We start from the raw sequence: 19590 nt of genomic DNA, 5'->3' as shown, positions 1-19590 counted from the left end.
GGAGCCCTCTTGCGCCGCTACTTCGCCCGCAAACTACTCATCTACGCGCTGACCTTCGTTGTCGCCGTCACCGTCAACTGGATGATCCCGCGCTTCATGCCCGGCGACCCGGTCGCCGCCATGGTGGCCCGCGCCCGGGTCTCGCAGCCCGAGGCCGTCGAGGCCATGCGCGCCTACTACAACAACCTCTTCGGCTTCGACGAGCCCGTCTGGCAGCAGTACCTGCACTTCTGGAGCGCCCTCCTCCAGGGCGACTTCGGCCTTTCCATCTGGGTGTTCCCCAAACCCGTCGCCGACGTCCTGCTCGACGCACTCCCGTACACCCTCGGGCTGATGATCCCGGCCGTCCTGCTCAGCTGGTTCGTCGGGAACTGGGCCGGGGCGCTCGCCGCCCGGCGCAAGGTGCTCGACAACACCGTGCTCCCGGCCGGCTATCTGCTCACCGCCATGCCCTACATGTGGATCGCCGTCATCCTCGCCTGGGCGCTCGGCTCCAAGGCGGGCTGGTTCCCGCTCTCCGGCGGCTACAGCCTCGACATCCAGCCCACCTGGTCCCTCGACTTCGCGGCCGACCTGTTCCAGCACTGGGTACTGCCGTTCCTGTCGCTCTTCCTGGTCGCGCTCGGCGGCTGGGCCATCGGCATGCGCAACATGATCATCTACGAGCTGGAGTCGGACTACTCCAACTACCTCTCGGCCCTCGGCGCACCCCAGCGCCTCATCCGCCGCTACGCCTTCCGCAACGCCGTCCTGCCCCAGATCACCGGGCTCGCCCTCCAGCTGGGCGTCCTGGTCGCCGGAGCACTCGTCACGGAGATCGTCTTCGCGTACCCCGGACTCGGCTCGCTCATTCTCGCCGCGATCCAGAACCAGGACTTCTTCCTGCTCCAGGGCGCGTTCCTGTTCATCGTCATCGGCGTCCTGATCGCCAACTTCCTCATCGACATCGTGTACGTCGTGGTCGATCCCCGTACCCGTACCGGCATGGCAGGAGGCCAGTCATGAGCACCGTGCCCGAACCGGCCGCCGAACCCGCCGAACCCGCCGAACCCGCCGCGCCCGCCGCGTCCTCCGCCCCCGCCGCCCGGCCCGGCCGCGAGACGCTGCACTACGCCGTCCGCAACCCGAAGCTGCTCATCGGGTTCACCGTCGTCGTACTGCTCCTGCTCGCCGGGATCATCGGCCCCCCGCTCCTCGACAACGCCGACCCCAACGAATACGTCGGCCCGCAGGCCGCCCCGCCGGACTCCACGTACTGGATGGGGACCACCACCTTCGGGCAGGACGTCTACGCCCAGTTCGTGCACGGGCTGCGCTCGACGTTCCTGGTCGGAGTCGTCGGCGGGGCCATCGCCGCCGCGATCGCCATGCTCGTCGGCTTCCTGGCCGGCTACCGAGGGGGTGCCGTGGACGAGATCCTCAACATGCTCACCAACGTCGTCCTGGTGCTGCCCGCGCTCGCCGTCCTGCTCATCATCAACGCGTACCTCGGGGTCCGCTCGGTGCCCGTGCAGGGGCTGTTCATCGGGCTCACCTCCTGGCCGTGGGCGGCCCGGGCGATCCGGGCGCAGACCTTCTCGCTGCGCACCCGCGAGTTCGTGGACCTCGCCCGGCTCAGCGGCAGCGGCACCTGGCGGATCATCTTCCGCGAGATCGCGCCCAACATGAGCTCGTACCTCTTCATGATGTTCATCCTGCTGTTCGGCGGCTCGGTCCTGATCGCCTCCTCACTCGACTTCATCGGGCTCGGTCCCACCGAGGGCGTCTCGCTCGGGCTGATGCTCCAGAGCGCCCAGCAGTGGAGCGCCCTCCAACTGGGCATGTGGTGGTGGTTCGTTCCGCCGGGCGCCGGGATCACCGCGATCGTCGGAGCGCTGTACGTCGCCAACGTCGGCCTCGACGAGGTCTTCAACCCCAAGCTGCGGGAGGCATGACCATGACCGCGACCGCTCTCCGGGAGGTCTGAGCGCATGACCCTGACCGTGACCGACCTCCGGGTCCACTACCGCACCCTGCGCGGTGAGGTGCGGGCCCTGGACGGCGTCTCCTTCGACCTCGCCGACGGGGAGATCCTGGGCCTCGCCGGCGAGTCCGGGTGCGGCAAGAGCACGCTCGGCAAGTCGCTGATCCGCCTCGACGGCCGGATGCGGCATGCCGGCGGCACCGTCACGCTGGACGGCGACGACGTGCCGGTGGCCGACGACCGGGCGATGAACGCCTTCCGCTTCCACCGGATCTCGCTCGTCCCGCAGTACTCCATGAGCGCCCTCAACCCGACCCGCCGCATCGGCCGCATGATCCGCGAGCTGCTGGCGTCGCGCGGCGCGAGCGTGGACACCGCCGAGCTGCACCGCAGGCTCGACCTGGTGGGCCTGGACCACGACGTCCTGGACCGCTACCCGATCGAGCTGTCCGGCGGCATGAAACAGCGCACCGTCATGGTGATCTCCACCCTGCTCGACCCGTCCGTCCTCATCGCCGACGAGGTCACCTCCGCGCTCGACGTCTCCACCCAGCGCGCCGTCGTCGGCGCGCTCACCGGGCTGCGCGACAAGGGCCTGGTCACCAGCATGATCTTCGTGACCCACGACCTCGGGCTCACCTCGCACATCGCGGACTCGATCATGGTCATGTACGCGGGCAAGCTCGCCGAGAAGGCGCCCACGAAGACCCTGACGACCGCGCCCCGCCACCCGTACACCAAGCTCCTGCTCGGCGCGCTCCCCGAGGTCGGGGCCCGGCACGCCGACCGGCCCCTCACCGGCATCGCCGGCGCCCCGCCCTCGCTCCTCAACCCCCCGGCCGGCTGCCGCTTCCGCGACCGCTGCCCCGTCGCGGACGAGCGCTGCGCCGAGGAGCCCCCGGTGACCGAGATCGCCCCCCGCCACTCCGTCGCATGCTGGAAGGTCTGATGCTGACCCTCGACCACGTCACCAAGACCTATCGGGCCGGGGCGTTCGGCGGCGGCTCCGTCACCGCCGTCGACCGGGTCTCCTTCACGGCCGCGCCCGGCGAGGTCGTCTCGCTCATCGGCGAGAGCGGCAGCGGCAAGTCCACGATCGGCCGCATGATCCTCGGCCTCACCGGCGTCAGCTCCGGCACCCTCACCCTGGACGGGCGGCGGGTGCGGCCGGGCAAGGACTTCTACCGCCGTGTCCAGGGCGTCTTCCAGGACCCGTTCTCCTGCTACAACCCGGTCTTCCGCGCCGACCGCGTCTTCGACCTGGTCCGCCGCGCCTACCACCCGGGCGTCCGCGACGCGGAGTGGGCCGGCCGGGTCGAGAAGGCGGTGCGGGACGTACGCCTGGACCCCGCGCAGGTCCTCGGCCGCTACCCGCACCAGCTCAGCGGCGGTCAGCTGCAACGGCTCCTGATCGCCCGCGCCCTCCTGCTCGACCTGAGCTTCCTGGTCGCCGACGAGATCACCAGCATGCTCGACGCCTCCACCCGCATCGACGTCCTCAACCTCCTGGCCGGCCTCAAGGAACGCGGCCTCGGCGTCCTCTACATCACGCACGACCTCGCGCTCGGCACGTACCTCGCGGAGAAGACGGTGGTGCTGCGCCGGGGCCGGGTGGTCGAACGAGGCGACACCCGGAAGGTGTTCGGCAACCCGCTCCACCCGTACACCCGCACTCTGCTTGCCGCAGTGCCCCGCCTCAACCAGCCGTGGGACCCTCCGGAGCCGGTGCGGTCGTGTGCCTTCCACGAGGGGGGCGGCGGCGAAACCACCGACCTGTACGAGACCGAGCCGGACCACTTCGTCGCCTGTGCCCAGCTCCCCGACTGCGGAAGGACCCCCGCGTGACCCTTCGCCACCTGCCCCTGCACGACGGCTGGACGCTCCACCCGGCCGGACCCGTGCCCTCCGGGCTCCCCGCGGGAGGCGTTCCCGACGGCATCCCCGCCACCGTCCCCGGCTGCGTCCACACGGACCTGCTGGCCGCCGGGCTCATCGAGGACCCGTATCTGGACGACAACGAGACCCGGCTCGGCTGGATCGGCCGCACCGACTGGACCTACCGCACCACCTTCGACTGGACGCCGGACGGCCACGACCACGCCGCCCTGTGCTTCGACGGCCTCGACACGGTCGCGACGATCGTGCTCAACGGGACGGAGATCGGCCGGACGGCCAATCAGCACCGCTCGTACCGCTTTCCCGTACGCGAACTCCTGAGCGAGGGCGAAAACACCCTCGCCGTCACTTTCACCGCGCCGTACACCTACGCCGAGGAACTCCGCGACCGCCTCGGCGACCGCCCCGGCGCCTATGCGGAGCCGTACGCCTTCATCCGCAAGATGGCCTGCAACTTCGGCTGGGACTGGGGTCCGACGCTGGTCACCTCCGGCATCTGGCGCCCGGTCGCCCTGGAGACGTGGAGCGGTCCGCGCATCGCGTCCGTGAAGCTGCTGCCCGATCTGGACCCGGAGGGCGAGCCGTTCCTGACCGCCGAGGTGGAGATCGAGCACGACGGCGTCGAAGAGGTGTCGGGCTTCGTCGGGGTGGTCGGTGCGGGGGCTCTCTTCATCCTCACCGAGGACGAGCACCGCGTCCGGGTCGGCCTCTCCGTCCCGCAGGCCGAGCCCTGGTGGCCGCACAGCCACGGCGGACAGCCGCTGTACGAGGTGGAGGTCCGCGTCGGCGACCACGTCCGCCACCTCCGTACGGGCTTCCGGTCCGTCACGCTCGAACAGGAGGCGTTCCGGCTCGCCGTGAACGACCGGCCGGTCTTCGTACGCGGGGTGAACTGGATTCCCGGGGACTGCTTCCCGTCCCGCCTGACGCGGCAGCAGCTCTCCGACCGCCTCGACCAGGCCGTCGCCGCCCACGTCAACCTCGTCCGGGTGTGGGGCGGCGGGCTCTACGAGAGCGACGACTTCTACGAGCTGTGCGACGAGAAGGGGCTTATGGTCTGGCAGGACTTCCCGTTCGCCTGCGCCGCGTACCCGGAGGAGCAGCCGCTGTGGGACGAGGTGGCGGCCGAGGCGCGCGAGAACGTCGTCCGGCTGGCCCCGCACCCTTCCCTCGTCCTGTGGTGCGGAAACAACGAGAACCTGGAGGGCCACGCCGACTGGGGCTGGCAGCAGGAGCTGGGCGACCGCACCTGGGGCCACGGCTACTACCACCGGCTGCTGCCCGGGATCGTCGCCGAGACCGACCCGACCCGCCCGTACTGGCCGGGCTCGCCGTACTCCGGCAGCCCCGACGCCCACCCGCAGGACCCGGAGCGCGGCACGATCCACATCTGGGACGTGTGGAACCGCGCCGACTACCGGGCGTACGCCGACCGGGTGCCGCGCTTCGTCGCGGAGTTCGGCTTCCAGGGCCCGCCCGCCTACGCCACACTGCGCCGCGCGGTCAGCGGCCCGCTCACCCCCGGCGCCCCGCTCCTGGCCCACCACCAGAAGGCCGAGGACGGCGACGCGAAGCTGCTGCGCGGCCTCGGCGACCATCTGCCGCAGCCCGGCACGGACTTCGACGACTGGCACTGGCTCACCCAGCTCAACCAGGCCCGCGCCGTCGCGTTCGGCATCCGCCACTTCCGCTCCCACGCCCCGTACTGCATGGGCACGATCGTCTGGCAGCTCAACGACTGCTGGCCCGTCGTCTCCTGGTCGGCGGTCGACGGCGACGGCCGCCGCAAGCCGCTGTGGCACGCGCTGCGTGCGGTGTACGAGGACCACCTGATCGCCGTCCGCGACGGCTCCGTCCACCTCGTCAACGACACGGCGACCCCCTGGACGGGCACCCTGCGCCTGACCCGGCACGCCCTGGACGGCACGCTCCTGGCCGAGGAGACCCTTCCGGTGACCACGGCCGCCCGCACCACGACGAGCGTCCCGCTGCCCGCCGCACTCGCGACACCGGCCGACCCGGCCCGCGAACTCCTCGTCGCCCGTCTGGACGACACCAGGACCCTGCACTTCCACGAGGAGGACACGCGACTCGCCCTGCCGCCGGCGCGCTACGGGGCGACGGTGACCCGGGAGGAGGGCGCCGGGGCCCCCGCCTACCGCGTCGAGGTGACGGCGGAGACCCTTCTCCGCGACCTCTGCCTCTTCCCCGACCGCCTCCACCCGGACGCCGAGGCCGACACCATGCTCATCACGCTCCTCCCGGGCGAGAGCACCACGATCCGGGTCACGGGCGCGGAGCTGGACGACCCCTCGGCGCTGACGACTCGCCCGGTGCTGCGCTGCGTGAACGACCTGGTCGCCACCTAGAATCAGCCACGAGGTGGCGCGCCCCTGGCGATCGGTGGCGCGCCCCTGGCGAATCGACTGTGTCGGTGCGGCGACTTTCCGTCAATTCGCCCGGCACCCCTGCGCTGCCGCCATCTTGCCCGGGCATGTGGGTATGCCTCCGACGTGCGCTGACGGGGACTCAAGAGATCGATAAATAAGACAACATCGAGCCACTGTTCGGCTGATCACGCCGAGCCCCCCGGATAGGGTCATGTGCCAACGCGGAGCCGCGCGCCAAGCCCGGATGGTGGAATGCAGACACGGCGAGCTTAAACCTCGCTGCCCCTCGGGGGCGTACCGGTTCGAGTCCGGTTCCGGGCACCATCGCGTACCAAGTCCCGAGCGATCAGATACCCGGAACGATCACCTCCGAATCACCGAAACGACAATCCCCACGGAGCCGACGAGGCCCAGGGCCGCGTGCAGCGCGCCCATGATGCGCAGGTTCCGGAGTTCGTCACGCGCGTGCGTGTGGAAGTGGAGCCCGGGGTGTTCGATCCCGCGGCGGCGTTGATGGCGTCGGAGGTCGCGGGGCGTGAAGTGGGCCGGGTTCAGATAGGTGTCCCGTACGTACCGGGCGAAGCCACGGTGATTTGTGGCGAGGGCGAGTCCCAGTAGGTGCAGGGCGGCGAAGGCCAGCAGGAATATGACGGCCTTCATCATCCGGCCCTCCCGTGTCGGTCGTCGGGGTACTGACCGTATGAGACGCCTCGGGGCAGCCGGCAGGGGCGGTATCGGCAGGTTCGGGGGGTGGGCCGTTGCCGTAAGGGGGCGGTGGGTGTCCACGGGGTGAGAAACGTGGTGGGGGCCGGGCCGGTTGGGCGGCAGGTTGGGCGTATGACGGATTCTGATCGGTTCAAGCATGACCTGCGGCTTTATCTTCAGGACGCCCGCGACGCCTTTCTCTGGAAGCTCGACGGGCTGTCCGAGTACGACATCAGGCGCCCCCTCACGCCCACCGGCACCAATCTGCTCGGGCTCGTCAAGCATGTGACCGGGGCCGAGGCGTTCTACCTCGGGACCGCCTTCGGGCGGCCCGTCGACGCGCCGGAGCTGTGGATCGCCGGGGACGCCGAGCCGAACGCCGATCTGTGGGCCACGGCCGACGAGTCCCGTGAGGAGATCACCGGACGGTACCGGCGGGTGTGGGCGCACTCCGACGCGACCGTGGAGGCGTTCGGGCTGGACGCGGTGGGGGTTCTTCCCGGGGAGGGCGGGCCCGCGCTGTCGCTGCATCGCGTCCTCGTCCATCTCGTCGCCGAGACCCAGCGCCATGCCGGGCACGCCGACGTCGTACGAGAGCTGATCGACGGGGCTGCCGGGCTGCGGCGGGGGAGCGAGGGCATGGCGCCCGGGGACGGGGCATGGTGGCGCCGCCACCGGGAACGGGTGGAGGGCGCGGCGCGGGAGGCGGCCGGGCGTACCGGTGTGACGGGACGGCTGCCGTAGGGGTGCGGGATTACGGGGTTGGGGGTGGGGAGGTGTGGGAAACCACGATCCCCGGCGGGGGGCGTTGTCTCTACCGTCCCTCAATACGTTCTCCAACGGATCTGGAGTCGCCCATGAGGATCTCCACCATCGTGCCGGACACGCCCGACGGGGCGTCGAAGGCGGATACGGCCGCCGTGCTGAGGCTGTTGCGCAGGCCGGGCGCGCGGGGGGTGCTGCTGTACGGGCCACCCGGCAGCGGTGCCTCGCATCTCGCGCGGCTCGTGGCGCGGGCCTATCGGGAGCAGGCGGCGGAGGGGGACCCTCCGCTGTCTGTGTACGACGAGGAGGGGGAGTTCGCCGCGTCCCGCCGGGGCGCCCTGCTGCTCGCCACCGCTCACGGGCCCCGGCCCGCCGCGGAACTCGGGCTGGTGCCCTGGCCGATGCGGCCGCTCGCGGTGCCGGCCGACTGCTCGGCGCTTGACGTCGAATCACTCGCCGCCGCCCCGGCGGTCCGGCTGTACGCCGACACGCTGGCCGCCCACCAGCCCGGATTCCGGCTCCACGCCGGGAATCTGGCCGAGGTGGCCCGGGTGTGCGCCGAACTCCGGGGCGTGCCGGGCGACCTGGTGAGCGCGGCCCGGTTCGCCGCCCTCGAAGGGCATGCCGCCCTGTGGACCGCCCTGCTGCGCCGCCGCAGCCCCGAGGCCGTCGTGCTCGCCCGGTCCGTCACCGCCCGGCCGCCCGCGGCCGTCTCCGGCGTCGGCCCCAGCGGTCACCGGCTGCTCGCTCATATGTCGGTCTTCGCCGGCGGCTGCGCGCCCGAGGCGCTGCGCGAGGTCGCGGGCATGGCCCCCGAGGAGTTCCCGCCCGCCCTGCGCACCCTGCGCGAGGCGCATCTGATCGCCGTCTCGGGCCGGCTGTCCGGGACCCTGCGCGGCGCCGCCCTCGCCCGGCTGCACCTGCCCCTGCGGGCCGCCGTCCGCCCGGACGAACCGGCGGGCGCCCGCCTCGCCCACGCCCGCTACTACGCACGGGTCGCCGCGGCGGCCGCCCGGCGGGCCGGGGGCGGGGATGCCCAGGCGGAGGCGCTGGGCGCCCTCCAGGCGGAGCAGCACAACCTGCGGGCGGCCGCCGGCACCCTGTTCGCCGCCGGCCGGACCGGTGAGGCGCTCGCCCTGCTCACCGACGTCCGCGTCCACCGGCACGCCGTCGACCCCTTCTCGGCGGATGTGGACCAGCTCGCGCCGCTGCTGTCCGGCGGCCGGGACGCACCGGCCGGTGAGGAGCTGACCCTCCACCTCGCCGAGGCCCGCCTGCGCGACGGCGAACTGGAGTCGGCCGCGGCCTTCCTGGACATCCCCGGACCGCCCGGTGCGCAGCGGCTGCGGCTGACCGAACTGGTCCGGTTCCACGCCGACCGGCGGGCCGGGATCGAGGGGCTGCGCCGGGTGGCACGGCTGCCCGGCGCCGAACGGGAGCCGGGCGCCTGCCCCTTCCTGCTCGACCTCTGCCTGGCCGAACTCCTGGGCGGCGACACGGAAGCGGCGGCGTCGGCCGCACGCCGGGCACTGCTGATCGCGCTGCGGGGGCGCGACCGGCTCTCGGCGGGCGGCGCGCTGCTGCGGATGGCCGTGGTGGAGGCGGTCAACGGCGGCGACCCCGCCGAATACACCGGACGCGCCCTGTCCCATCTGCGTCCGCTGGGCGGCCCGGCCCTGCTCGGCGCCTTCGCCTCGATTGCCGGGAGCCATCTGCTGCCCGGCGTCACCTCGCGTGCGCTGGGGACGGCCCGGGTGCTGGGCGCCTTCCATGTGTTCCGGCGCACCGCGCTGACCGCGCCCGCCACGCCCGACCTGGCCGGCTGCGGTCTGGAACGGCGGCTGCGGGACGTGCTCGACGAGCCGGTCCTGCTCGCCGCGCTGCGCGAGGGCGCCCGCGTACCGCTGCCGGACGCCGCCGCGATGCTCGCCGAGGCGTTTTCCCCGGGGCCTGCCTTGCGATACGTCCCCCAGGGCGCTCCGTACGGCCCTGCCCCGGACGCCCTCCCCGGGCCCGCCCCGGACCCCGCCCCGGACCCCGCCCCCGAGGTTCCGGGCGTCCTGACCCCCCGGCAGCTCGAAGTCGCCCAATGGGTCGCCCAGGGTCTGAGCAACAAGCAGGTCGCCCGGCGGCTCGGGATCTCCGAGTGGACCGTGGTCAACCATCTGCGCGAGATCATGCGCCGCCTGGAGTGCACCTCGCGCGTCCATGTGGCGGGATGGATACAGCGGGGTGCGTCCCGGTCCGGTCATGCCGGGGCGGGAGCCGGTTCCGGCGCCTCGCTCTGACCGCGTACCAGGGTGCGGTACTCCGCGCAGCTCTCCAGCAGTTCCGCGTGGCGCCCGGCGCCCACCGTCCGGCCCCCGGCCAGGCACACGATGTGGCCGGCGTGCCGGACGGTGGACAGCCGGTGCGCCACGACCAGGACCGCGCGGTCGGCGGCCAGCCGGTCCATCGCCTGCCGCAGCAGCTGTTCGTTGACGCCGTCCAGCTGCGACGTGGGCTCGTCCAGCAGGACGACGTCCGCGTCGGAGAGCAGCGCACGGGCCAGGGCGAGCCGCTGCCGCTGGCCCCCGGAGAGGTCGACGGCACCGCCCAGCACCGTCTCCAGGCCGTCCGGCAGCGCCGCCACCGGCTCGTCCATGCCCACCTCGGCCAGCGCCCGTACCAGTTCCGCGTCGCCCAGGGACGCGGCGTGCTCCGGGTCCAGGCCCAGCAGCAGGTTCTCCCGTACGGTGCCCTCCAGCAGCGTGAACGACTGGTCGACGTACGACAGCCGGCGGCGCAGCTCCCGCAGCGGCCAGCGGGACAGGTCCACGCCGTGCAGCGCGAGCCCGCCGCGGTCGGGCAGGAGCAGCCGCTCGACCATGGAGAGCACCGTGGACTTGCCGCCGCCCGACGGGCCGACGAGCGCGGTCAGCCCGAACCGGGGCACCGTCAGGTCCACCCCGTGCAGCACGGGTTCGGAGCCGTGGCCGCCGACCAGGCCCGTCACGCGCAGCGCCGGAGCGTCCCGCTCGGCGGCCGGGGCCCGCGCGGGGCCGGGCTCCTCGGCGGGATGGTCCAGGACGCCCTGGATGCGGCCGCGGGCGGCCAGCCCGCTCTGGAGCCTGCCGATGCCCGTCGCGATCAGGGTGAGCGGGGCGACCAGCTGGAACATGTACATCATGAACGCGACGAAGTCGCCCGGGCTGAGCGCGCCGGAGGCCAGCCGGGCGCCGCTGCCCGCCAGCACCCCGATGATCGCGATCTGCTGGCCCACGCTCATCAGCGGCGTCACGAAGGCCATCGAGCGGTCGGCGGACACGGACGCGTCGGCGGCCTCCTGGGCCTCGGCGAGGATCTGGGCGGACGCCTGGTCCTCGGCGCGGTTGGCCTTGATCGTGGTGACGGCGGACAGCGCGGCGGTGAACCGCTGATTCAGCCCGCCGAGCGCCTTCTGCTGTGCCTGCGTACCCGTGCGCACCCCCCGGATGAACGCGCCGATCGCAGTCCCCGCCAGGGCGAAGGTGACCACGACGACCAGCAGCAGCACCCAGTCCAGGGTGCCCATCAGGACCAGCGAGAGGACGGCGACGAGCAGCGCGGACGGCATGGAGGTGACGCCCACGTCGAACGCGGACCGCAGCCGGGAGCAGTCGCTGGACACCCGCGCCGCCAGCTCGCCCGTCCCGGCGCTCCGCAGGTCCCGCAGCCGCATCCCGAGGATGTGCCGGACCAGCCGCCGGCGGGTCTCCAGGACGCTCCACTCGCCGATCCGGCCGAGGAGGAACGAGGACCAGGCCGCGCCGAGCGCCGCGCCCAGCGTGAGCACGACCAGCACCAGTACGTGTACCAGCGGCGAGCGGTCCGCGCCGATGTCGGTGACCACGGACCGCACCGCCAGCGGGGTGAGCAGCGAGGCGGCCACGGAGGCGAGCGTCAGCACGGCGGCCGTCACGACGTGCAGCCGGTGTTTGACGAGCATGGCGGCGACCGGGCCCCGGACCGGGGCGGTTGCGGAGTCTGGCACGGGAATCTCCTTGCGTGGGTTCGGTGGGGGAGCGCCGCCGTCAGCTCATCGCTGCGCAGATCTCCCGCAGATCGGTGAGCGCGTCTTCGCGGCCGTGGCAGATGTCCACCGACAGGGTGTTGAGCACGACCTCGTCGACCCCGGCCGCGTGGTACCGGTGCAGGGCCGCCGCGATGTCACCCGGCTTGCCGTAGACGAACACGCCCTCGTCGACCAGCTCGCGGGCGCCGGACGCCGGGTCCGAGTGGTGTACGTCGAGCCCGGCGCGGCGCAGCATGTCGCAGTAGTGCGGGGCCGTCAGATGCGCGCCGGCCCCGGCCTGGGCCAGCAGCAGCGGATTGCGGCCGGGCCGGGCCACGGCCGTGTGCACCACGGCGACGACCCGGGGCGGCTCGGCGCGCCCGGCGGCCCGGGCGCCCTCGGCCAGTGCGGGGCGCACCACGTCGGCCAGGTAGCCGGCGGGGGCCAGCCAGCTGATCGCGGTGTCCACGACGCCGCCGGCCGCCCGGCCCATGCCCGGCCGCAGCACCCCGGCCCCGATCTCCGGGACCGGCGCGTCGAGCTTCGGCAGGCCGTGCCGCAGCCGGAAGTGCGGCCCGTCGTGCTCGACGTGCTCGCCGCGCACCAGGCGCCGCACGATGCCGGCGTACTCGGCGACCAGCGCGGCCGGCCGTGCGTAGGGGGCGCCGAGCACGCTGGTGACGAAGCCCGGGTGCGCGGCGCCGTAGCCGATGACCGGGGCCCGCTCCATGAGCCGGGCCACCGAGCGGGCCTGGAGTGCCGCGTCCACGGGGTGGCGCAGCGCGGTCAGGGCCACCCCGATCCCGATCGGGACATGGAGACCGGCCCCGGCGAGCCAGGCCGCCGCGTGATGGCCCTCCACCTGGAGGGACTGGCCGAACCAGAGCCGCTCCGCGGCCCCTTCGCGGACCAGCTCCGCGAAGGGGACCAGCTCCCGCGGGTCCGTGGGCTGGCGGTGGAAGAGGACGGAGACCCGTGCGGCGCTCACCGGTGGGCCTCGTCGGCTTCCCCGGGCGGCAGCTGCGGGGAGCCGAGGTTGCGCGCGGGCCCGGCCGGGTCGGCCGACACCGCGAGCAGCGACTCGCACACGGCGTCGGCCAGAGCGATGTGCCCGGGGTCGGCGGCGTGCCGGACGACCGCGTCGGCGACCGCGTTGGCGCGGTGCTGGCCGAAGCTCTGGCGCACGACCGGCTCCAGCGGGTCGCGGGGGTCGTACGCCATCGCCAGGCCGGGGGCCAGCCGGTGCGCGAAGCAGGACGTGCCGTCGCCGAGACCGGGCATGCCCCTCAGCCGCGCCACGACCTGTGCGGCCGCCGGGGCGTCCTCCGCGTCCAGATAGACCACGATCGCGTCCTGCCGCGGATAGGACCAGGACCGGGACAGCACCTTGGCCTGGTACCGCACCCCGGTCCCGCCCAGGACGCGCAGCGTCTCCCCCCACAGGGCGGGCGCGTGGCCGGGGTCCGCCACATGGACGTACAGCCGGACGACCTCGCCCCGGTGCGCCAGGCCGCCGTGCGGCCCGTGCACGAGGAGGAAGCCCGGTGACAGCGCGGGGCGTACGGCCGGGAGGCGGACGGTGACCCGGGTGCCCGGCTCCGGCGCGGGGCCGCCGTCCGGCGTGACCGCGTCCGCCGGGACCCGTACCCGTATCCGGCCGAACTCCACGACGACCTCGCCGTCCACGGTGTCCGGACCGTCGTCGCCCACCACCCCGGCGGCCGGCGTCTCGGCGTGCGGAACGGCCGCCGTCAGCAGCTCCTCCGTACGGGTGTCGCGGCGCGGCATGCGCCGGTCGCGGGTGGTGGAGCCGGCGTGCCACGCCACGTAGAGGGCGCTGCCCAGCTCCCGGCGCAGCCGGTGCGGCGCGTCGGCGGTGATCCAGCGGTCGCCCACCCGTACGCCGCCGTCCTGCCTCAGCTCCAGCTCCGGCAGGCGGTCCCGCAGCGCCGGGGCCAGTCCTGCCGCGGTGTCGGTCGCGGTCTCCATCACACGTACTCCCGGTTCTGTTCGCGGTACTCGTCCATGGGGTCCCCGTCGTCGGCCAGGCCGAGCACGGAGACGAAGCTCGCGGGGGTGAGGAGGGCGCCGCGGCCCACGCCGGCGATGCCCCGGTCCACCTCGGTGATGCGTGAGGCGTGCACGGTGGTGGCGAAGACCCGGTCGAAGAGGTGCCAGCCCGCGAAGGCGACCGCCCGCTCGGCCAGCGCCCGGTCCGCCGCCGCGCCCCGCACCTCGCGGTAGCCGCGCCAGAAGGCGGCGATCAGCGGGCGCACCTCGTTCAGCTGCCGGTCGCCGCTCGCCGCGAAGGCGCTGTGCGCGTCACCGGCCTCCTCCGGGTCCACATCGGTGAACATCCGCCGCGCCGCCCGGTACAGCCATTCGCCGGCGAAGGCGCCGACGTCGCAGGCCGGGTCGAGCGGCCCGAACTCCTCCCAGTCGGTGAGATACAGCTCGCCGTCCGCGTACAGGAACTGGTCGAGCCGCAGATCGCCGTGGCCGGGTGCCCGTACGGCCAGGGCGGTGCTCGCCGACAGGTCGCCCATCGCGGCCCGCAGCCGGCGGTCGTGCTGGAGCAGTTCCCACACCCCGAGCTCGCCCGCGCTGCTGGCGACGTACCGTTCCAGGCTCAGACAGGACAGGCTGCCCGCCCGGCCGTCCCGCAGCGCCCCGTCCGGGAGGTCCGCGCGGATCTCGGCGGGGATCGCCGCCACCGGCTGCGCGTGCAGGCTCCCGACCAGCCGGCCGGCCTCGGCGGCCAGCTTCGCGTCGAACTCCCGGCGCTGCGAGAGGCGGGAGCCGGAGACGGCGTCGGACAGACGCTCGTGGACCAGGACGAGCGCGTCCCGGTCGGCGCCGAGCAGGGCGGGGGTGCGGACGCCGGTGGTGCCGGTCGCGGCCAGGAAGGTGTGGCAGCCGCGCTCGCGGTCGAAGCGGGTCGTGGCGTTCTCGCGGCCGCCGCCGCCGATCTGCTTGACGAAGATCTCGCGGCCGTCCGCGATCCGGCCGGACCAGTTGTCGTTGCGGCCGGGCCGTGCCTCCAGCACGCCGTCGGTGAACGGTGGGATGCCGATGCGCAGCAGCGCCGCGCACACGTCGGGAACCTGGTCGAGCGGTACGGGTACGGGTTCGAGTTCGTCGTCCTGGGGGGACACGTCGGTGTCCGGGGCCGGATGCGTTGTGGTCACCATGCCCGGAACGCTAGGGAGGCCCGGCGGGGGTCTCCAGCCGCAGATTCCTGCCCCCCTGCCCGTATGGCACGACCCTGCCGGGCAGACCCGCATACGGCAGGGACATGCCATACCGCACGGGGTGGCCGGCCTGGTGTGGTGATGGCACCGGGCCGCCCGGTCCGGCCTTACACCGAGGGAGACCACCATGTCGCACGACCTGATGAGCAGCTACGCCGCCTACACCACGCCGAACGCCGCGCTGAAGGACCTGGCCGCCACCGGCGTCGAGGACGAGGCGCAGTCCTTCTCGCTCGGCCTGTCCATCGGTCTCACGGTGACCATCGCCTCCATGGTCACCGTCACCAACAAGTGACCTCTGCCCCCTGCCACCTGTTTCGAGCGAAGGGAACGATCTGCCATGAAGTCCTTTGACGCCGACCTGATGAGCGGTTACGCCGCCTACACCACGCCCAACGCCGCGCTGAAGGACCTGGCCGAGGCCGGGGTGGCCGAGGAGCAGCAGAGCATCATCACCATCAGCATCGTCACCGTCAGCATCACCGTCAGCATCACCGTCACCATCAAGTGACCGAGGCATGACACGGCCGGTCCGGCCCCTGCGGCCGGGCCGGCCGTCTGCCGTCTCCACACACCGAAAGGACGCCCGGACATGATGGACTCCGCCACTGAACTCATGGGCGGCTACACCGCCTACGCCAGCCCGGAAGCCGTGCTGAACGACGCCGCCGAGCTCGACAAGGCCGTTCCGATCGCCACCGTGACCTTCACGCCCACGCTCAGCATCTGCACGCTCACGCTCAACTGCTTCTGAGCCCGTGCGCCACCGCCTTCGGACGTCGTCAGTGCCCTGCGCCGTGACGACACCGAAGGCGGACGCGCGGCCGGAAAGATCCTCCTTCGGTACTGGACCGATTGCTTTGCCTACCCATTACTCTTGTGGGAAGGCCACGCTGGGTGGCCATGGAGGAGTGAGATGAGGAGCAGCAACCCGGTCTTCTCGCGACGGGGCTTCAGCCGCGACAACGGTTACGCGGGCTTCAACGCGGCGCCGCAGGCCGGGGCCCCCGCAGCGGGTGCCAACCCGTACGCGCAGGGCACCGCACCGAACCCGTACGCGACCAACCCCTACGCCCCCACGGGCGCCCCCGCACCGGCCCGTACCGGCGCGATGACGATCGACGACGTCGTCACCCGCACGGCGATGACGCTGGGCACGGTCGTGCTCGGTGCCGCGCTCGCCTGGGCGCTGCTGCCGGTGGACGAGGCGAATCTCAACAAGTCGTACGGCATCGCCATCGGCGCCGCGCTCATCGCGTTCGTGCTGTCGCTCGTCCAGTCGTTCAAGCGCAAGCCCGTACCCGCGCTGATCATCGCGTATGCCGCCTTTGAGGGTGTTTTCCTCGGCGTCATCTCCAGCGCGGTCAGCACGTACATCGGGCCCGGTGTCGTGATGCAGGCGGTGATGGGCACCATGTGTGTCTTCGCCGGTGTGCTGCTCGCGTACAAGATGCGCTGGATTCGCGTCACCCGCCGGTTCTACGGCTTTGTGATGGCCGCCGCCATGGGCTTCATGCTCCTGATGGCCGTCAATCTGCTGTTCGCCGTCTTCGGCGGCGGTGACGGCCTCGGCTTCCGCAGCGGTGGCCTCGGCATCCTCTTCGGTGTCATCGGCATCATCCTCGGCGCCTGCTTCCTGGCCCTCGACTTCAAGCAGGTCGAGGACGGCATCGCGTACGGCGCTCCGCGCGAGGAGTCCTGGCTGGCCGCCTTCGGCCTCACCATGACCCTGGTGTGGATCTATCTGGAGATGCTGCGCCTGCTCTCCATCCTCAGCGGCGACGACTGATCGCCCCCGGCGCACGCGTGAGCGGCCCGCGGTCTCCCTCCGGAGGCCGCGGGCCGCTTCCGTGTGTACGGCGATAGGGTCGCGGGGTGCTCGATACGACCCCGCTGATCATCGCCGTGGACCGATTCGCCGACCGGCTGCGCGCCGCCCCGCAGAGCAGGCTCCAGCGGGGAGCGGCGGCCCAGGGCCTCGCCGCCGCGCGTGAGCTGTCGGCGAGGGCCCAGCGCGCCGAGGAGCCGGGCCGGGAGCCCCGGGTCATGCCGGACGCCGGGGTCTTCGCCGTCGGCGACCAGCTCGCGGTGGCCGGCCGGGACCTGGCCGCGGCACTGGAAACGGCCCCGTCCGAAGAGCTGGACGAGGCCGTGCGATGCGTCGAGGAAGCGGCCGCGCGGGCCTTCGCGCAGGGCGCGCGGCGCGGCGGGGAGGCGGCGGCCTCCCCGTAGAAACGTAAAGCCGGTAAAAGCCGGGGACCGGCGTCGTGCGGGCTCAGAAGCTCGCTATGACGCGGTCGGCGAGTATGTACACGTTCTCCCGGCCGCAGGAGAACGTCAGCGCGTACGCCCCCGAGACGCCGGAGCCGCCCAGCAGCACCGGGTGCTCGCCGGCGCGCAGCGACTCGGCCAGGCGCTCGGCCGTCTCGCGGTGGCCGGGGGTCATGCAGAGCGTCGTACCGTCGGCGAACACGTACACGTCGAGCGTGCCGAGCGGGCCCGGGCGCACGTCGGACAGCTCGGTGCGGCTGTCCGCCAGCTCCTCCAGGCGGTTCACCGTGCGCTCGTGGTCGGTGACGACGGGCGTCTGTACGGGGACGAAGTCGGGGTGCGAGGGGTGGCGGCGGCGGGCCGCGGCCAGCTCGGGGGAGTCCTCGGCGAACTCCGACTCCGGCAGCTCCGCCAGCTCGGTCAGCTCGTCCAGCGCCTCGGCCGCGTCGACGTCCATCGAATCCAGGCCGGCGAAGTCGCTCTGGCGCGGCATGAAGAACGGGGCGTCCTCGCCGAGCCCGGCCAGCCCGCCCAGCAGGGACGGGGCGTCGGCGGCGTCGCGCGCCTCCTGCGAGGCCCAGAACGCGCGGGCCTCGGCCAGCTCCCGCTCGCGCTCCTCGGCCAGCGCCTCGGCGACGGCCGCGCGTATTTCTTCGGCGGAGGTGGTGTCGTGACGGGTCTGAGGGGGTACAGCGGCTGTACGGGCGCGACCGTCGGCCAGCTCCTTCCGGAGCGCCGAGACCTGCCTGCGCAGTCCGTGAGCGGCGTGCAGAGCAGCGGCGCCCACAGCCGTGGCAGCGGCGGTGGTCAGCAACAGGGCAATAGGCATGGCGCTCACTGACATACTCCCGGTTTCAATCGATCCCCCGACTTCCTACATCAGCTTGTGCCCTGACGGCACCATGTGTCAGTGCATTACGTCACGAAATGGACAGGACTTTGGGCCCTGTGTAAACCGCTGTTGTAGGTGTGACCTGCGAAAACGACTCTCCCCCAGGAGATACATCACATCCTGGGGGAGATTCGGTCACGGTCGGGGCTCGGTGGCCCGCAGGGCCCCAAAACCCGGTCTGATCAGCTCGGACGCCCGATTCAGCTCAGGCGCTCGATGACCATGGCCATGCCCTGGCCGCCGCCGACGCACATGGTCTCCAGGCCGAACTGCTTGTCGTGGAACTGGAGGCTGTTGATCAGCGTGCCGGTGATGCGTGCGCCGGTCATGCCGAAGGGGTGGCCGACAGCAATCGCGCCACCGTTGACGTTGACTTTCTCCAGCGGCAGGCCGAGGTCGCGGTAGGACGGGATGACCTGGGCGGCGAACGCCTCGTTGATCTCGGCGAGGTCGATGTCGCCGACGGTCAGCCCGGCCCGCTTCAGCGCCTGCTTGCTGGCCTCGACGGGGCCGTAGCCCATGATCTCCGGGGAGAGGCCGGAGACGCCGGTGGAGACGATCCGGGCGAGCGGGGTCAGGCCCAGCTCGCGCGCCTTGGTGTCGGACATGATCACGAGCGCGGCGGCGCCGTCGTTGAGCGGGCAGCAGTTGCCCGCGGTGACCAGGCCGTCCGGGCGGAAGACCGGCTTCAGACCCTGGACGCCCTCCAGCGTGACGCCCGCGCGCGGCCCGTCGTCCTTGGAGACGACGGTGCCGTCCGGCGTGGTCACCGGGGTGATCTCGCGCTCCCAGAAGCCGTTTTTCAGGGCCTCCTCGGCGAGGTTCTGCGACCGTACGCCGAACTCGTCCATGTCCTGACGCGTCACGCCCTTCAGCCGGGCCAGGTTCTCCGCGGTCTGGCCCATCGAGATGTAGGCGTCCGGGACCAGGCCGTCCTCGCGCGGGTCGTGCCAGCTCGCACCGGACTCCTCGGCGCGGGCCGCGGTGCGGGCCTCGGCGTCCGCGAAGAGCGGGTTGTGCGTGTCCGGCAGGCTGTCCGAGTTGCCCTTGGTGAAGCGGGACACCATCTCGACACCGGCCGAGATGAAGACGTCGCCCTCGCCGGCCTTGATGGCGTGCAGGGCCATGCGGCTGGTCTGGAGCGAGGACGAGCAGTAGCGGGTGACCGTACAGCCGGGAAGGTGGTCCATCCCCATCTGCACGGCGATGACGCGGCCCAGGTTGTTGCCCTGCTCGCCGCCGGGCAGACCGCAGCCGAGCATCAGGTCGTCGATGTCCTTCGGGTCCAGCTCGGGGACCTTGGCCAGCGCGGTCTGGATGATCGTCGCGGTCAGGTCGTCCGCGCGCAGGTCCTTCAGCGAGCCCTTGAAGGCCCGGCCGATGGGCGAACGGGCGGCAGAGACGATCACGGCTTCGGGCATCAC

The 19590-nt window shown here is 72.5% G+C and carries 19 protein-coding genes and 1 tRNA gene; 13 read left to right on the top strand and 7 right to left on the bottom strand.

Annotated elements, in window-relative coordinates; genetic code table 11:
- The first annotated feature begins 9 nt into the window (after nucleotides 1–9).
- The 6 genes from OG338_RS10645 (at nucleotide 10) to OG338_RS10620 (ending at nucleotide 6573) form a co-directional block, all read left to right on the top strand.
- Entirely contained in the window at nucleotides 10–1005 is a 996-nt protein-coding gene (locus tag OG338_RS10645) for an ABC transporter permease (protein WP_405937082.1), read from the top strand.
- Nucleotides 1002–1934, top strand: coding sequence for an ABC transporter permease (locus OG338_RS10640; RefSeq protein ID WP_405937081.1), 933 nt, complete (start codon nucleotides 1002–1004; stop codon nucleotides 1932–1934). The genes OG338_RS10645 and OG338_RS10640 overlap by 4 nt, the downstream gene beginning before the upstream one ends.
- A gap of 36 nt (nucleotides 1935–1970) precedes the next feature.
- A complete protein-coding gene (locus OG338_RS10635; RefSeq protein WP_405937080.1) occupies nucleotides 1971–2912 on the top strand; it encodes an ABC transporter ATP-binding protein in 942 nt (313 codons plus the stop codon).
- Nucleotides 2897–3808, top strand: coding sequence for an ATP-binding cassette domain-containing protein (locus OG338_RS10630; protein ID WP_405937079.1), 912 nt, complete (start codon nucleotides 2897–2899; stop codon nucleotides 3806–3808). The genes OG338_RS10635 and OG338_RS10630 overlap by 16 nt, the downstream gene beginning before the upstream one ends.
- A complete protein-coding gene (locus tag OG338_RS10625; protein ID WP_405937078.1) occupies nucleotides 3805–6228 on the top strand; it encodes a glycoside hydrolase family 2 protein in 2424 nt (807 codons plus the stop codon). Before OG338_RS10630 ends, OG338_RS10625 begins: the two co-directional genes overlap by 4 nt.
- A 259-nt stretch (nucleotides 6229–6487) precedes the next feature.
- Nucleotides 6488–6573 (top strand) — tRNA-Leu (locus OG338_RS10620).
- A 39-nt stretch (nucleotides 6574–6612) separates the two neighbouring features.
- Here the strand turns inward: OG338_RS10620 and OG338_RS10615 are convergent.
- Nucleotides 6613–6909: a hypothetical protein gene (locus OG338_RS10615; protein WP_405937077.1), complete on the bottom strand. Its 297-nt coding sequence runs from the start codon at nucleotides 6907–6909 to the stop codon at nucleotides 6613–6615.
- Between the two features lie 177 nt (nucleotides 6910–7086).
- Here OG338_RS10615 and OG338_RS10610 point away from each other — a divergent pair, with 177 nt between their 5' ends.
- Both OG338_RS10610 and OG338_RS10605 read left to right on the top strand, forming a co-directional pair.
- Nucleotides 7087–7698 carry a DinB family protein gene (locus OG338_RS10610; protein WP_405937076.1) on the top strand — a complete coding sequence of 204 codons (612 nt, stop codon included), beginning with the start codon at nucleotides 7087–7089 and terminating at the stop codon, nucleotides 7696–7698.
- 113 nt (nucleotides 7699–7811) lie between these two features.
- Nucleotides 7812–10007 (top strand): LuxR C-terminal-related transcriptional regulator, encoded by a 2196-nt coding sequence (locus OG338_RS10605; protein WP_405937075.1) that lies wholly within the window; start codon nucleotides 7812–7814, stop codon nucleotides 10005–10007.
- Here the strand turns inward: OG338_RS10605 and OG338_RS10600 are convergent.
- Genes OG338_RS10600 through lxmK form a run of 4 tightly spaced genes read right to left on the bottom strand, consistent with a single transcriptional unit; the run spans nucleotide 9968 to nucleotide 14943 of the window.
- Nucleotides 9968–11731, bottom strand: a complete 1764-nt coding sequence (locus OG338_RS10600; RefSeq protein ID WP_405937074.1) for an ABC transporter ATP-binding protein — start codon at nucleotides 11729–11731, stop codon at nucleotides 9968–9970. The two genes, OG338_RS10605 and OG338_RS10600, sit on opposite strands and share 40 nt — an antisense overlap.
- Before the next feature lie 40 nt (nucleotides 11732–11771).
- The gene (locus OG338_RS10595; protein ID WP_405937073.1) at nucleotides 11772–12740 is read right to left on the bottom strand and encodes an LLM class flavin-dependent oxidoreductase; all 969 of its coding nucleotides are present in this window, start codon (nucleotides 12738–12740) and stop codon (nucleotides 11772–11774) included.
- A complete protein-coding gene (locus OG338_RS10590) occupies nucleotides 12737–13741 on the bottom strand; it encodes a T3SS effector HopA1 family protein (protein ID WP_405937072.1) in 1005 nt (334 codons plus the stop codon). The genes OG338_RS10595 and OG338_RS10590 overlap by 4 nt, the downstream gene beginning before the upstream one ends.
- Complete coding sequence (gene lxmK / locus OG338_RS10585) at nucleotides 13741–14943, bottom strand: class V lanthionine synthetase subunit LxmK (protein WP_405937071.1); 1203 nt, start codon at nucleotides 14941–14943, stop codon at nucleotides 13741–13743. The genes OG338_RS10590 and lxmK overlap by 1 nt, the downstream gene beginning before the upstream one ends.
- A gap of 187 nt (nucleotides 14944–15130) precedes the next feature.
- On the opposite strand from lxmK, the gene OG338_RS10580 reads away from it, so the two are divergent.
- The 5 genes from OG338_RS10580 to OG338_RS10560 all read left to right on the top strand — a co-directional run bounded on the left by OG338_RS10580 (nucleotide 15131) and on the right by OG338_RS10560 (nucleotide 17235).
- A complete protein-coding gene (locus OG338_RS10580; protein ID WP_405937070.1) occupies nucleotides 15131–15298 on the top strand; it encodes a hypothetical protein in 168 nt (55 codons plus the stop codon).
- 45 nt (nucleotides 15299–15343) lie between these two features.
- On the top strand, nucleotides 15344–15514 hold the full coding sequence (locus OG338_RS10575; protein WP_405937069.1) for a hypothetical protein: 171 nt from the start codon (nucleotides 15344–15346) through the stop codon (nucleotides 15512–15514).
- Between the two features lie 84 nt (nucleotides 15515–15598).
- Nucleotides 15599–15757 (top strand): hypothetical protein, encoded by a 159-nt coding sequence (locus OG338_RS10570; protein ID WP_405937068.1) that lies wholly within the window; start codon nucleotides 15599–15601, stop codon nucleotides 15755–15757.
- Between the two features lie 162 nt (nucleotides 15758–15919).
- The gene (locus OG338_RS10565) at nucleotides 15920–16792 is read left to right on the top strand and encodes a Bax inhibitor-1/YccA family protein (RefSeq protein WP_405937067.1); all 873 of its coding nucleotides are present in this window, start codon (nucleotides 15920–15922) and stop codon (nucleotides 16790–16792) included.
- An 86-nt stretch (nucleotides 16793–16878) separates the two neighbouring features.
- Nucleotides 16879–17235 (top strand): hypothetical protein, encoded by a 357-nt coding sequence (locus tag OG338_RS10560; RefSeq protein ID WP_405937066.1) that lies wholly within the window; start codon nucleotides 16879–16881, stop codon nucleotides 17233–17235.
- Nucleotides 17236–17278: 43 nt separating this feature from the next.
- On the opposite strand, the gene OG338_RS10555 is transcribed toward OG338_RS10560, so the two are convergent.
- Both OG338_RS10555 and OG338_RS10550 read right to left on the bottom strand, forming a co-directional pair.
- The gene (locus OG338_RS10555; protein ID WP_405937065.1) at nucleotides 17279–18103 is read right to left on the bottom strand and encodes a hypothetical protein; all 825 of its coding nucleotides are present in this window, start codon (nucleotides 18101–18103) and stop codon (nucleotides 17279–17281) included.
- Between the two features lie 263 nt (nucleotides 18104–18366).
- Nucleotides 18367–19587, bottom strand: a complete 1221-nt coding sequence (locus tag OG338_RS10550) for an acetyl-CoA C-acetyltransferase (RefSeq protein ID WP_405937064.1) — start codon at nucleotides 19585–19587, stop codon at nucleotides 18367–18369.
- Nucleotides 19588–19590: the final 3 nt, after the last annotated feature.

Source organism: Streptomyces sp. NBC_00726 (assembly GCF_045161735.1).
In the GTDB taxonomy this organism is placed as follows: Bacteria; Actinomycetota; Actinomycetes; order Streptomycetales; family Streptomycetaceae; genus Streptomyces.
This window is presented reverse-complemented; position numbering and strand designations above follow the sequence as displayed.